The sequence below is a fragment of the Longicatena caecimuris genome (assembly GCF_004341945.1).
GTDB classification, from domain to species: Bacteria; Bacillota_I; Bacilli_A; order Erysipelotrichales; family Erysipelotrichaceae; genus Longicatena; species Longicatena caecimuris.
On the sequence record NZ_SMBP01000020.1, the window covers coordinates 21,160 to 35,523 of the forward strand.

Annotated in this window: 16 protein-coding genes; 2 read left to right on the forward strand and 14 right to left on the reverse strand. The window is 38.6% G+C overall.

Translation table 11 applies throughout. The annotated features are described in order from the left end of the window. Positions 1-53: 53 nt before the first annotated feature. The 7 genes from ychF to EDD61_RS10925 form a co-directional block, all read right to left on the reverse strand. Positions 54-1,157: a redox-regulated ATPase YchF gene (ychF, locus tag EDD61_RS10895; protein WP_008977740.1), complete on the reverse strand. Its 1,104-nt coding sequence runs from the start codon at positions 1,155-1,157 to the stop codon at positions 54-56. A 99-nt stretch (positions 1,158-1,256) separates the two neighbouring features. Next, complete coding sequence (locus tag EDD61_RS10900) at positions 1,257-1,667, reverse strand: hypothetical protein (RefSeq protein ID WP_008977741.1); 411 nt, start codon at positions 1,665-1,667, stop codon at positions 1,257-1,259. 2 nt (positions 1,668-1,669) lie between these two features. Further along, positions 1,670-1,867 carry a helix-turn-helix transcriptional regulator gene (locus tag EDD61_RS10905; RefSeq protein WP_117547690.1) on the reverse strand — a complete coding sequence of 66 codons (198 nt, stop codon included), beginning with the start codon at positions 1,865-1,867 and terminating at the stop codon, positions 1,670-1,672. Between the two features lie 176 nt (positions 1,868-2,043). Continuing rightward, the gene (locus EDD61_RS10910) at positions 2,044-2,253 is read right to left on the reverse strand and encodes a DUF951 domain-containing protein (protein WP_008691195.1); all 210 of its coding nucleotides are present in this window, start codon (positions 2,251-2,253) and stop codon (positions 2,044-2,046) included. Positions 2,254-2,303: 50 nt separating this feature from the next. After that, positions 2,304-3,176 carry a bifunctional methylenetetrahydrofolate dehydrogenase/methenyltetrahydrofolate cyclohydrolase FolD gene (gene folD / locus EDD61_RS10915; protein ID WP_132225373.1) on the reverse strand — a complete coding sequence of 291 codons (873 nt, stop codon included), beginning with the start codon at positions 3,174-3,176 and terminating at the stop codon, positions 2,304-2,306. A gap of 12 nt (positions 3,177-3,188) precedes the next feature. Beyond that, a complete protein-coding gene (gene dtd, locus EDD61_RS10920; protein WP_008691193.1) occupies positions 3,189-3,635 on the reverse strand; it encodes a D-aminoacyl-tRNA deacylase in 447 nt (148 codons plus the stop codon). Positions 3,636-3,710: 75 nt separating this feature from the next. Next, positions 3,711-4,580 carry a methionyl aminopeptidase gene (locus EDD61_RS10925; protein ID WP_008691192.1) on the reverse strand — a complete coding sequence of 290 codons (870 nt, stop codon included), beginning with the start codon at positions 4,578-4,580 and terminating at the stop codon, positions 3,711-3,713. 156 nt (positions 4,581-4,736) lie between these two features. Here EDD61_RS10925 and EDD61_RS10930 point away from each other — a divergent pair, with 156 nt between their 5' ends. Together EDD61_RS10930 and EDD61_RS10935 are read left to right on the forward strand one after the other, a co-directional pair. Next, complete coding sequence (locus EDD61_RS10930; protein ID WP_117547693.1) at positions 4,737-6,224, forward strand: sodium-dependent transporter; 1,488 nt, start codon at positions 4,737-4,739, stop codon at positions 6,222-6,224. 541 nt (positions 6,225-6,765) lie between these two features. Beyond that, positions 6,766-7,299, forward strand: coding sequence for a DUF5662 family protein (locus EDD61_RS10935; RefSeq protein ID WP_008691190.1), 534 nt, complete (start codon positions 6,766-6,768; stop codon positions 7,297-7,299). Positions 7,300-7,445: 146 nt separating this feature from the next. Here the strand turns inward: EDD61_RS10935 and EDD61_RS10940 are convergent, their stop codons facing one another. From EDD61_RS10940 to EDD61_RS10970, 7 genes are all read right to left on the reverse strand, one after another. Then, complete coding sequence (locus EDD61_RS10940; RefSeq protein WP_008691189.1) at positions 7,446-8,333, reverse strand: ParB/RepB/Spo0J family partition protein; 888 nt, start codon at positions 8,331-8,333, stop codon at positions 7,446-7,448. A gap of 15 nt (positions 8,334-8,348) precedes the next feature. Continuing rightward, on the reverse strand, positions 8,349-9,131 hold the full coding sequence (locus EDD61_RS10945; RefSeq protein ID WP_008691188.1) for a ParA family protein: 783 nt from the start codon (positions 9,129-9,131) through the stop codon (positions 8,349-8,351). Between the two features lie 16 nt (positions 9,132-9,147). After that, the gene (locus EDD61_RS10950; protein ID WP_008691186.1) at positions 9,148-9,912 is read right to left on the reverse strand and encodes a ParB/RepB/Spo0J family partition protein; all 765 of its coding nucleotides are present in this window, start codon (positions 9,910-9,912) and stop codon (positions 9,148-9,150) included. 11 nt (positions 9,913-9,923) lie between these two features. Further along, positions 9,924-10,634 (reverse strand): 16S rRNA (guanine(527)-N(7))-methyltransferase RsmG, encoded by a 711-nt coding sequence (gene rsmG / locus EDD61_RS10955; RefSeq protein ID WP_008977745.1) that lies wholly within the window; start codon positions 10,632-10,634, stop codon positions 9,924-9,926. 168 nt (positions 10,635-10,802) lie between these two features. Next, positions 10,803-12,218, reverse strand: coding sequence for a PTS transporter subunit EIIC (locus EDD61_RS10960; RefSeq protein ID WP_226897107.1), 1,416 nt, complete (start codon positions 12,216-12,218; stop codon positions 10,803-10,805). A gap of 1 nt (position 12,219) precedes the next feature. Beyond that, on the reverse strand, positions 12,220-13,050 hold the full coding sequence (locus EDD61_RS10965; protein ID WP_132225375.1) for a PRD domain-containing protein: 831 nt from the start codon (positions 13,048-13,050) through the stop codon (positions 12,220-12,222). Between the two features lie 13 nt (positions 13,051-13,063). After that, complete coding sequence (locus tag EDD61_RS10970; RefSeq protein WP_132225377.1) at positions 13,064-14,323, reverse strand: PTS transporter subunit EIIC; 1,260 nt, start codon at positions 14,321-14,323, stop codon at positions 13,064-13,066. Positions 14,324-14,364: the final 41 nt, after the last annotated feature.

Genomic DNA, 14,364 nt, shown 5'->3' on the forward strand with positions numbered 1-14,364 from the left:
GATACTATAAAATCCTTTGTATAACTTAAGTAGGAAACTTACATAGCGAATACTTATACATTGAAGCGGAAATGTAAGACATCACCGTCCTGCACTTCGTATTCTTTCCCTTCTAAGCGTAGTTTGCCGGCTTCTTTGATTGCCTGCTCACTGCCTAATGCATCAATATCTTCAAAGCGGTAACATTCCGCACGAATGAAGCCTTTTTCAAAGTCCGTGTGAATGACACCTGCACACTGTGGTGCCAGCATTCCTTTACGGAATGTCCAGGCACGACATTCATCTTCACCGGCAGTTAGGAATGTACAAAGATTTAAGATTTGATAAGCTGTTTTGATGACTTTATCAAGTCCGCTTTCTGGTATACCTAATTCCTGTAAAAAAGCATTCTTTTCTTCTTTATCCAGGCCAGACAATTCCTCTTCGATCTTAGCGCATACAGGTACAACCTGATTATGTTCACTATCTGCCAGCTCTTTCACCTTCTGATAATAGGGATTATTTTCTGGCTCTGCGATTTCTTCATCTGACATATTAGCAATGTAGATCATTGGCTTTAAGGTCAATAAATTAAATGCTTTGATAAGCAATTGTTCTTCCTTTTCCAAATCCAAGCTTCTAACAGGCTTTCCGGCTTCTAAAGCTGCTTGTAATTTTTTTAGTACATTGACTTCGGCTATCGCATCTTTATCTTTGTTTGTCATCGCCTTGCGTTCTACTTTGCTTAAGCGATTTTCGATTGTCTGTAAATCCGCCATAATCAGTTCCAGATTAATGATTTCAATATCGCGAATGGGATCCACACTGCCTTCGACATGCGTAATATCTGCATCATCAAAACAACGGACAACATGACAAATAGCATCTGTCAAACGAATATTACTTAAAAATTGATTTCCTAAACCTTCACCCTTGCTGGCACCTTTTACTAAACCGGCAATATCGGTAAATTCAAAAGTTGTATAGATGGTTTTCTTTGGATGAAACAGCTCTACCAAACGATCAATACGATGATCCGGCACTTCTACGACACCAACGTTCGGTTGAATGGTCGCAAAGGGATAATTGGCTGCCTCTACCTGTGATTTTGTGATTGCGTTAAATAATGTAGACTTTCCAACATTAGGAAGCCCAACAATTCCTGCTGTTAATGGCATACTATCCTTCCTCTCAACTCTAACATTCTACCGTTTTTTTTAAGGTTATGCAACTGTTTGCGCACGTATTTGTATATACATTTTTATTGATTCGTGAATTTAATTATCCCAATCTTTTTTCTTTAACCATAAGCTAATGGTGATTGCTATCATCGTAATTGTTCCAGCAAGAACTACATAATCTATTGGCGCTTGTTCCATTCTGTGTTTTATGAATAAATCGATATCCAGAATAGATAGTACGCTAAATCCATATAGAGCTATTTTAATCGATGCAGCATTCACTATACCCACATAAGCATCCTTCCAAATCAAAGATAGCGTCACATATAAGATGAGTATAAAAAATGTGATAAAGCCATAATCCGTAAAGCTTACGGTTTTCCCTATTTCTATGACCTTACATTCATTCAAAATGATTGCCCCACATAAAAGAATAATTGCTAAAGCAAAGGCTTTCGTCATAATCTTATTGCGTATGGCTTTTTGTCTTTCATCAAATTGTTCCATGTTCATTCCTCCCAAAATAAATCATTCAGTGTTTTATCCAATGCTTTACATATCGCAATGCATAAACGAATACTGGGATTGTAATCTCCCTTTTCAATGGCGTTCATTGTTTGTCGCGTAACACCTACACATTCTGCCAGTTCTTTCTGTGTCATATCTTTTGCTGCTCTTGCGGCCTTTATTCGCAAATTCTTTGCCATAACACCACTTCTCTTTCCACCTATATAGTATAACCAATATTACTTTATGTCAAGTATATATTACTTTTATTACGATTTAAATTACTCTATTAAAACTAGGTGAATCTTTCTTGATGTTTCTTTTAGTTAGCAAGACACGCTGAGAAAGCATTAAAAAAACCGCGATAGCTGCGGTTTCATTCTTCCGATTTTGGTGCATGTTCAATAACACGTTTTAATTTTTTTTCAAATTCCACACGAGGAAATAACACGCTGGTACCGCAGCCCTGACATTTGATACGGATATCAGCTCCCATGCGGATAATTTTCCAGTATTTCGATTTATGACATGGATGCTCTTTCTTCATCTCTACGATGTCATTCAAATCATATTCATGCTTTATCATGTGCTCATTCCCTTCTCTTTATTTAAGTTATCTTCATTGTATCATAGTTTTTATCGTTCGTCCCATGAAACATGCTCTCTTTGTTCATAGGATTGCAAAGTATTTTCTAGCAACATCGCAATGGTCATAGGCCCCACCCCTTTCGGCACAGGAGTTATATAACCAGCAACCTCACTAACGTTTGCAAAATCAACATCCCCACACAGCTTATTTTGATCATCACGGTTGATACCGACATCAATTACGACAGCACCTGGTTTTACCCAATCACGTTTTACAAGACGCGCTTTTCCAACCGATACAACTAAGATATCCGCACGTTTGGTAATACTTTTAATATCCTCTGTTTTGGAATGACAAATGGTTACCGTTGCATTATGATTTAATAAAAGTTGTGCAACCGGTTTACCAACAATATTACTACGTCCAAGAACAACAGCCTGTTTCCCGCTTAAATCTGTCATGCCGATTTCCTCTAGCATTCGTATAATACCTTTTGGCGTGCAGGAAAGGAACGTTGGTTCTTGTAATAACATCTTCCCTACATTCACCGGATGAAAGCCATCCACATCTTTTTTTGGATCAATCGCATGTAGAATCACATGCTCATCCATATGTGCAGGCAAAGGAAGCTGTACCAAAATACCATCCACCTTGGTATCGGTGTTCAACTGATGAATGATCTGTAACAATTCATCTTCACTTGTGGTAGCCGGCAGTAAAATGAGATCATTTTCCATGCCGATTTCATGACAAGCTTTCTCTTTCCCTTTCACATAAGATACACTGGCAGGATGTTCTCCTACCAAAACGACAACAAGCTTAGGGAGTCGTTTTTGCTCATTTTTTAACTTCATGATCCGCAAGCGCAGATCTTTTTTTACTTGCTTAGCAATATCACTGCCATATATCACATTTGCCATACACTTAGCCTCCTATAATTCTGCACTGTCTAAAATGATCGTAACCGGACCATCATTCAGCAATTCTACCTTCATATCAGCACCAAACACGCCTGTTGGTACTTGCAATCCATAAGAACGTAATTCTTTATTAAAGAGCTCATAAAGCGGGTTTGCCTGTGCAGGGTGTGCCGCTTTCTCGAAACCGGGACGTCTTCCCTTCTTACAATCCGCATACAATGTAAATTGCGAAATTGAAAGAATATCTCCCTGAATATCCGATAACCCACGATTCATCTTTCCTTGTTCATCCTCAAAGACACGCAATTCAGCACATTTTTTTGCCATTTTCTTCACAATGCCTTCATCATCACTCTGGGTAATACCTACCAAAGCTAAAAAACCATTTTGAATGGCGCCATGCACTTGTCCATCAATTGTAACGGATGCATGCCGCACTCTTTGTAATATCACTCGCATATCATTTTCCTTCCATTTTCCAATACTACTTGCTATAATCTTTTCCTATTTGAAAAACAAGGGCAACCCCCTTGTTTAATATGTCAAAATTTCAACACCTTTTTCGGTTACCAGTAAGGTATGTTCCCATTGAGCAGAAAGCTTGCCATCCGCCGTATAAGATGTCCATCCATTATCTTCATCAATATAGAGATGATAATCTCCCTCATTGATCATCGGTTCAATAGTAAACACCATACCGGGAGCCAGAATCATGCCTTTTCCCTTACGCCCTACATGTGAAACGATAGGATCCTCATGGAATGCTTTCCCAACGCCATGTCCGGCAAAATCTATCACGACACTATAACCTTTGCTCGTTGCATATTCATGAATCGCCGCTCCAATATCGCCTACATGCCCCCAAGGTTTGACAGCTTTTATACCGATTTCCAGACATTCTTTCGTCACTTGTACCAAACGCTTTGCCTCTTCACTCACTTCACCAATCATAAACATTCGCGAAGCATCGGAGTAATAACCATGAAAAATGGTGGAAACATCTACATTGACGATATCGCCTTCTTGTAAGATGATTTCATCATCCGGAATACCATGACATACCTCATCATTAACCGATGTACAAACACTTTTAGGAAAGCCTTCATAATTCAAAGGAGCAGGTATTGCCCCATGACTTACTGTGTAATCATACACCAATCGGTCAATATCACCGGTACTCATACCGACATGTATATGCTTTGCGACATGATCAAGTACACCGGTGTTAATAGCAGCACTCTTTTTGATACCAAGAATATCCTTTGTACTTTTGATCAAACTGCGATCTGGCACAATCTCGCCATTTCTAGCAAATTCGCGAATTTTTTCATCAAACTTTTCATGACATTGTTTATATTTTTTGCCACTGCCACACCAGCAGCGGGAATTTCTATGCATTTCCATATCTTTACACCTCTTTACGTCGTATAGTATATCACGTATCTCTTAAATTTTCATACCATTTCCTAAAAAGTAATACAATTGCCATGACAAAGCCGAATTAAAGATTGACTTTCCTTATATACACCGATAAAATTATGCATAAAAGGGTGTGAATGTATGAAAACAAGAGAAAAATTCTCATCGCGCTTAGGCTTTATCCTAATCTCAGCGGGATGTGCAGTCGGACTGGGGAATGTCTGGCGGTTTCCTTATATCACCGGCCAGTATGGCGGAGCTGCCTTTGTATTGCTATATTTATTATTTCTGATGCTGTTAGGCTTACCTATCATGGTAATGGAATTTTCCGTAGGACGCGCATCTATGAAATCGGCCGCAAAATCTTTTGATGTACTAGAGCCAAAAAAGACAAAATGGCATTTCATCAAATATGTGGCAATCGGCGGTAATTACATGCTGATGATGTTTTATACGACCGTTGGCGGATGGATGTTGAATTACTGTTTGAAAATGATAAGTGGCACTTTTGAAAACCAGTCAACAGAAGCAGTGGGGCAGATATTTCATGATATGCTCGCAAGTCCTGCGCAGAACCTGTTTTGGATGGTCGTAATTACCATGATCGGCTTTCTCGTCTGCAGCAAGGGATTACAAAATGGGGTTGAAAAGATTTCCAAATATATGATGTCCTGTTTATTTATTGTTATGCTGATACTGGTGATACGCGCTGTCACTTTACCAGATGCTGTAGAAGGTTTAACGTTTTATTTAGTGCCTGACTTTGGTAAAATGATGGAAAACGGCTTATGGGACGCCATCTTTGCGGCAATGAGTCAAGCCTTCTTTACGCTTAGTCTGGGTATCGGAGCGTTGGCTATCTTTGGCAGCTATATCGGAAAAGATCGTTCTTTACTAGGTGAAAGTCTGAATGTCTGTATCTTAGATACTTTAGTTGCCTTTATTGCCGGTTTGATTATTTTCCCTTCCTGTTTCTCTTTTGGTGTAGATGCCGGAAGTGGCCCAGGATTGGTATTTGTGACATTGCCAAATGTCTTTAATGCCATGGCTCAAGGACGCTTATGGGGAACCTTATTCTTCTTATTTATGTCTTTTGCAGCATTAACGACCATTATTGCCGTATTTGAAAATATCGTTGCCTTTGCTATGGATAGCGGTTGGTCAAGAAAGAAAGCCGTATGGGTAAATTTCTTTGCCATCCTGATTTTATCACTGCCTTGTGCATTAGGATTTAATATTCTATCCTTCTTACAGCCATTAGGTGAAGGAACAACCATTCAGGACTTAGAAGATTTCATCGTTTCCAGCAATTTATTACCATTAGGTTCCTTATTATATCTATTATTCTGTACCTTCCGTTATGGTTGGGGATGGAAAAATTTCCTTGGTGAAGCAAATACAGGAAAAGGGCTAAAGTTTCCTAGCTGGATACGAGGCTACGTCAGTTTCATACTGCCTGTCATCGTCATCTTTATTTTCTTCCAAGGTTATATCGAGAAGTTCTCAACACCATGGAATGCAATCTTACCAATTGTTTTGATCCTGTTTATCATCTTTATACCGATACATGCATGGATCATACAACATAAAAAAAGCAGTAATTCAGCTAAAAATGACTCCTTGAAGTAGTAAGGAGTCGTTTTTTATGGAAAGGTAATGGCGGTTTGTTTATGGAATGAACAAATGCAAACGAGGGAGTAAGTACCATTACCAAAGTCTTTCAAGGTATTACTTACCTTGTACTTTTAGTATAAGACAGCTTTGTGAAAAACATATGAATTGTATTTGAATTCTGTGTTAATTTATTAAAGAGCACATACAATAAGACCTCTACGAGGGATAGAGGTCTTAAGCATGAAGGCCGGTAATGGAAATTATAAAATTATGTAAACATGATAGCTGTTGTTACTATTACTATAGGGATGGGGAAACGATTTCCATTACCACACAAGCAGTAAGTCTGCCTGTACCTATACTATAACGCGCGAATGTGAAGGATATGTGATGGTCATGCGTTTTTTTACAACTTTTTGATAATCATAAGAGAGGATATAAGACCTTCCCCATACAAATACCCATCTATGATCGATCATCATTCCACTCTTCCCTTTTTCTTTATTTGTGTTAAAATACCTCTGACATTATAAATTCACATAGGAAGGAGATTATTATGAATCGTTTCTGGGGACATCTTTCAACGATCAATCATCATAAAATACTGGTAACTAAATTATGCTTTCGCTGCCATTTATATAAGCAAGGAATCTTACACGATTTATCGAAATATTCACCTGTTGAATTTTGGGCAGGAGTTACCTATTATCAAGGCTTTCGCAGCCCTATTAATCGAGAAAAAGAAGTAAAAGGGTATTCCCTTGGATGGTTGCATCATAAAGGACGGAATCGTCATCACTGGGAATACTGGTTGGACAATGGAAATGTAAAAAATGGTGTCATTGCTATTGAAATGCCTGTCAACTACGTTGTTGAGATGATTTGCGATCGTATTGCGGCATCCATGACCTATCAAAAGGAAAACTATACCGATGCCAGTGCTTTAGAATACTTCTTAAACGGTTATGACAGAGTCATGATGCATCCTAACACAAAAGCATTGACACAGCATATATTAGAATATTTAAGAGATCATGGTTTAGATCAGACCATTGCTTATATCCGGCATAATATTTTAAAAAACAAATAATTTTTTATACGACCTAAAGAATTGTGCATATGATTGTACTATCACAATTCTTTTTTTATTACTAAAAGTTATACTATAGTCCTTTCTATCGTCTTTATCACCATGAAAATTCGCAAACAAAAAGACACGAATACATCGCATCTTTCTTACATTTCTTCATCTAATCCGCCAATCATCTCAAGTACACGATTGAGGTCATCGTTGCCATGATACTTAATGACAATTTGTTTTTCATCAATTTTTACTTTTGTGCCAAAACGACTCTGTAATCGTTTCTCTACCTGATCCAGATTAACGTCTCGCTCTTTTTTCACCGGTTCCGGCTTAGGCTCATTCATATTTTTAACAAGCGTTTCCACGGCACGCACAGATAAATGCAATTGTATTGCCTTTTGCGCTACCTCTTCCATGAGTTTTGGATCTTTCAAGGATAACAGGGCGCGTACATGCCCCATGCTGAGTTCATTATTCACTACATGCTGTTGCACAGATGCAGGCAATTTTAATAATCGTAACATATTGGCAACATGTTCACGGGATTTCCCAATACGATGTGCTAATTCTTCCTGTTTATATCCTAGTTTCTTAATCAGCTTTTCATAGCCTTGCGCCTCTTCAATAGCATTCAGATCTTCACGCTGAATGTTTTCCAATAAGGCAATCTCCATCATCTGCTGATCATCAAAATCCATCAGGATGGCCGGAATACGCTTTAACCCAGCTAGCTTGCTGGCACGTAAACGACGCTCACCGGTAATTAGTTCATAACCTTTGACTGCTTTTTTAACTAAGATTGGTGTAAACACACCATGTAATTTAATCGAATCTGCCAATTCCTGAATCTTATCATCATCAAAGTGTTTTCTTGGCTGATAAGGATTTGGTTTTACATCCTTAACATCCACCTCAAACTTGCTGTCTTCATGAACCTCGCTTTTCCCTTGCTGAATGTCTTCTAAAACATTGCTGACATCTTCACCAAAGATAGCCGATAGTCCTTTGCCCAGTCTGGCATTGTTCTCTTTTTTTGCCATATTGACGCTTACCTCCTATCTGGCCTTCGCCTTCTTATTCATGCGGACAACCTCATTCGCTAATCCGGCATATGCTTTTGCTCCTTCACAACGTACATCATATTCAAAAATCGACATACCGCGTGATGGTGCCTCGCTTAATTTTACATTTCGAGGTATATAGGTTTTATATACACGATCTTTGAAATGCTGACGAACTTCCTGTTGCACTTCTACGCTTAATTTCGTACGTCCATCATACATCGTTAAGATCACACCTTCAATCATCAGATTCTTATTAAACAGCTGCTGTACCAGACGAATCGTTAATAAAAGTTGTGTCACACCTTCCAACGCATAATATTCACACTGTACTGGAATAATAACCGAATCTGCCGCCGTTAAGGCATTGGTATTCAACAAGCCTAAAGAAGGCGGACAGTCAATGATAATAAAATCGTATTCATCCTTAATCGGTTCTAATTTGTTTTTTAATAATTCTTCTTTTCCAACCTCAAATTTTACCATCTGCAAATCGGCACCTGCTAAAGATATATTAGCTGGTATGATATCTATCGGAGGTGATGATAACTTTTTACGAATGTCTCTCACCTCATAATGTTCCATAATCAAATTGTATACAGAAAGTTTATCTTCACCTACTTCAGCACCGACTCCCTGTGTTGCGTTGCCCTGTGGATCAAAGTCTACCAACAGAACCTTGTTACCTAAATATCCTAACCCTGCCGCTAAATTAATCGAAGTGGTCGTTTTACCAACGCCCCCCTTTTGATTTGAAACAGCAATAATTTTTCCCATATGTAACCAGACCTTTCTATTTCGGAATGCGTATGGTTATGATGACATCATCCTCACGTTCTTCTTCCTGCATGAGTGCCTCACAGCCTGCCCGATTCACCATGCTTACCGCTTGATGAATGGTATTTAAAGCAATACGTATACTCTTACTAATGCCTTTCAGCATAACTTTTTTCTTTGGTTTTGGCCCTTGTGCCTCTTCCTTTAATAATTTTTCTGTCTGTGCAACGGTCAGACCTCTTTTTTCTATTTTCTGCAATGTCTGTTTCTGTTTTTCTTCATCTAAGCCTAACAAAGCACGGGCATGACGTTCACTGATACGGCGTGCACTGACTGCCTCCTGTACTTCCTCATCCAGATTTAACAAGCGAATTTTATTGGCAATAGAGCTTTGTGATTTACCTACACGTAAAGCCAGCTGCGATTGATTAATGCCAGCATATTTCATGATTTCCACATACGATTTGGCTTCTTCTATGGCACTTAAATTCTCTCTTTGAATATTTTCAACCAATGCCATTTCTGCCATCTGTACTTCATCAGCATCCATAATATTTGCCGGTACTTCCACAGCACCATTTAAACGTAATGCACGGAATCGACGTTCACCGGCGATGATTTGATATTTATCATTAACCTTTCGTACGGTGATTGGCTGAATCAAACCATTTTCACGAATTGATTGTGCCAGATCCATTAGCGCGTCTTGATCAAATTCCAAGCGTGGCTGATATGGATTCGGTTCAATCAAATCGATTGCTATCATCTTTGTATCTTCCATTCTATTCCTCCTCAAAGGGGATTTTTCTTTATTTGCGCAAATGCTCTTGGATATTTCAATGGGGTTTTCTTTACCTTTTCAAAGACAAAATTGACCCTTTTGGAACCATCCGACAGCACTTTTTCATCCCTGCGTTTCTCCTCACATCCAAGAAGGCGAATTGCTTTTTCAGCCAACGCATACTCCTCTTGCGCATTGGCACCCTTTAATGCCAAAAACATACCGCCTACCTTTACCAACGGAATGCATAATTCTGAAAGCATTGTTAAGTTTGCAACCGCTCTTGCGCTGACGATATCAAAGCTTTCCCGATGTTCTTTCGCATAATCTTCAGCTCTTGCATGTACACAATGCACATTGTTTAACTTCAGCTGATGACACAGAGCTTCTAAAAAAGTAATTCGTTTTCCTAATGTTTCTACAATCGTAATTTCTAAGTCAGGGTAAACGATTTTCAAAGGGATGCTAGGAAACCCAGCACCTGCCCCAACATCACAGAAAGTACCCTTCAGTTTTACATCAAAGGAGGGCAATATAGAATCCAGAAAATGTTTTTCATAGATTTCATCCATATCCGTAATCGCCGTCAAATTCATTTTTTGATTCCATTCAAGGAGCATAGCAGCATACATGGCAAATTGTTGCAGCTGCGTATCCTGCAAAGTTATGCCATATGATTTTACAACATGAAAAAAATCTTCTTTATGAAATGTATTGGACATAGTATCCCTCCAGCATCTACTATTATAACAAACTTACCGTATGAACAAAACATTAAGTTTATGATTTTCAATGATGGGCATCATAAAAAGAAGCAATCTTTGAAAGAATTGCCATGAAGTTTTCTGTATCTTTCTATACGTTGCATGGCTTCCCCGTCGTTTAACTGATTACAATTGATAATTTTTTAATACATCCATGATAGCATCCACATGCGCACCATACACAATCTGAATTTCTTCTTTTGTCTTTAAATAACCGGCAGCACCATTTTGACGAATGCGCTTAAAAACAAACTTATCCTGATCTTTTAATGTGATATGAAGACGTGTGATACAGGAATGAATCGCAATGATATTTTCTGCCCCGCCACAGCCTTCAATGATGACTTTTGCCATCTCATTCAAATCTTCAGCAGCAATACTTCCTTCTTGAAACGGCTCATTTTGATCATTCTCTCTTCCCGGAGTACAAAGATCAAATTTCTTGATCATTAATCGAAATAGCACATAATATATCACAAAGAAAAGCCCACCTTGAACGAATAGCATATATGGTTTTACTGCCATAGGGAGCGAACTCGCCAATACAAAGTCAATAGCCCCGGCACTAAAGCTAAAGCCTGCAATATATTGTAAGCTGGCTGCCATAAACACCGAAATACCAGTCAGTAAAGCATGCATCACATAGAGCAATGGAGATAAGAACATAAAGGAGAATTCTAATGGCTCCGTAACACCGGTGAGAAACGACGCAATAGCAGAGGATACAAAAAACGGCTTCATCTTCTTTTTCCGCGTAATAAAACAGCATTGATACATCGCCAAAGCCATGGCTACCACACCAAACATCATGATTGGATAATACCCTGCCTGATACATGCCCGTGACTCCGCGTATTCCCGTGCCTGCCCAATAATTGCCAATATCATTAATACCGATCACATCAAACCAAAAGATAGAATTTAACATATGGTGTAATCCCAATGGAACCAACAGGCGATTTAAAAACGCATAAATACCTGCGCCCAAAGGTCCCATATCCTTGATCATGGTGCCAATGGAAATAAGCAATGTAAAAATGAGAGGCCAGACGATATATAAAACGATGGAACAAAGCATAGCAAAGATGGAGGTATAAACCAAGACCCTAAAATCAGCAGGTAAATAGTTTGTAGAAACATGTTTACGACGATAACTAAATGCAGCTAACAGACCACTTAAAATCCCAATGAACTGATTATTAATATTGCCAAAAGCTTCATCTACCCGAAAGCGCAAGGTATCTTCTAAAAAAGAGACATTCGATACCGAAAGCAAACTGGTGATAATAAGAAAACATAATAATCCATTACAGGCAGCTAAACCACTTTTATCATCACTTAGTTCATAAGCTACACCGATCGCAAAAATCATTGGCATCTGGGAGATGATAACATTTCCTGTTTTCTGCAAGATCATTGCCATAAAATATAGATTTTCCATACCACTTTCTTCTAATGCATAGCCAATCCCCATAAGCAATGCCGCAGCCGGGAAGACGGCGATTGGCAACATGAGGGCTCTTCCTAATTTCTGTAGTTTCATCTTAATCAATCAGCTTTCCAATATGGATCATCAGATACACCTGTTCATTTTCCTGTAGCTCATAATGATATTTTTCTTTGATCGTTTCTCTGATCTGATGAATACAATGTTCCATTTTATCATTGCGTTTTATCAAAAAGGCATACAAATCGCCAAGCTCTTCTTTTTTCGTCTTTTGATTTGAAAACATATGCTGTCCCAAAAATTTTAAATGCGTAATAAAACGTGAAAAGTTAAGTTCATTCTCATCAAGATGAACCTGATACGTTTCCTCAACGATTCGCTGTACATCTTTAATGAAACGTAAGATTTTTGATACATTACTGCTACGCCCACCATTGTTTAATGTGGCATTGACGATATGCATGGCAATATAACCAGCCTCATCCTCTGGGAAACTGATTTCCGTATTTGCCTGAATGAGCTTTAACGCCCACAGACCCACTTTAAATTCTCTTTTATACAATGTTTTGATTTCATTTAACATGAAATTAGGGACATTGATATTCTGTTTCTTACGTTCTGCCGCATAATGGATGTGATCACTCAATGAGATCAATAGCTGTGGGCTCACTTCTATTTTTAAAGTCTCGCATACCTTACGGGCTATGACTTCAGCAATTCGAAAATACAAAATAGGTGTACGTTCCAACAGCATATGCAGCTGTTTTTTCTGTTCATCTTCAAAGGTATATGTCTTTTCAATGCGTTTTTCATCTACCGTATCGCCGGGCCGTTTATGAAAGCCGATTCCTGCTCCGACAATGATCATTTCCTGTTTGCCTCTAATTGCCGAAACAATATTGTTGTTGTAAACATGTATGATTTGCATGATGTCCCTCCTTTTACAACAGCAATTGCTGTAATTCTTTTTCCTGTAACCTTTGCAACGCTTGCTGCAAAGCAAATGCCTGGTTACCTGCCGCCAATTCATAGCAGTATTCATCCTTTGCAAGATGATAAGCGCACAGCTTTAGTAATCGTTGTTCATCTACAAAATCCATGTCATACACAGTGATAAATAAGCTGCGATCCATCACTTTCATCACTCTTATATTCTCCATGCCGCCAAAAACTTCTAACAGTTCTACGACATATTCATCATGGATAGCACCACGCTCTTCCTGGGGTAAATAAAGCCACTGTCTTTTATAAGAAAGCCATAGCAAGCTGATATAGATACTACCAAAAACGACCGTCAGCAATCCACCTGAAACAGAAAAGTAAGCCAAATAAAATATACAGCCACTCCCTATGCAATATACAAGCCATAATAGCGGTGCGCTGATAAACAAATACAACACAAAAGCGTCACTAGCCTGTGATAAGAGGCATTGTAACAGACACAAACTCACAAAAATAGCCATGGGATATCGTTTCTTATGAAGAAGGAATACCATCCAGGAAAGCATAAATGCAGGCATTACACCATATTGCATGACGGTAATGCCCTTCTGAAAACCGGGAAGGATATAAAAACCATCACTGATATCACGTAAACCAACAATCACAAGTCCACTATTCAGTACTTTACTAATGCTTGCCCCAACTATTCCATGCTCATATAATACAGCTGTTAAAGAGAACAATTGACGTATTGTAAATGTCCAGATAAAGTAATACGGAACAGCCAATCCCAACATGATGAAAATAGTTAATATCGGGACCAAACGACGTCCACTGAAAAAAGCCAGACTTTTGGGTAACTGTACTTGTGAAAACCGCTCAAATAGCTTTGCCGCAACCAATCCGCATAAGATGGCAGTCAATGGATTTTGAATATAATCTACAGCCACATCTACATGCCATTGATAAGCAAAAGCCTCATTCAAAACCTCACTTTGTAAAACACTGATGATGAGTAAATAAGCAATCATTGCGGATAAGACAACACTGCCATCCTTATGTCTACAAAACTGATAAGATACAAAGCCTGCCAGTAAGAAAGGCAGCGCCTTAGCATACAAGGCATCCAGACGAACAAATAGTGTCATAAAAGGAAGGATTTCAGCTAGTAGCTGACTGATACTAGCCACGATGGAAACTATAGGAAGAAACAACAAAAGAGGCATACAGGCAACCCATAATTTTCGATACCAAGTCATGAAACCACTTCCTTTTCTAGAATTATAAAACGTTTTCATGA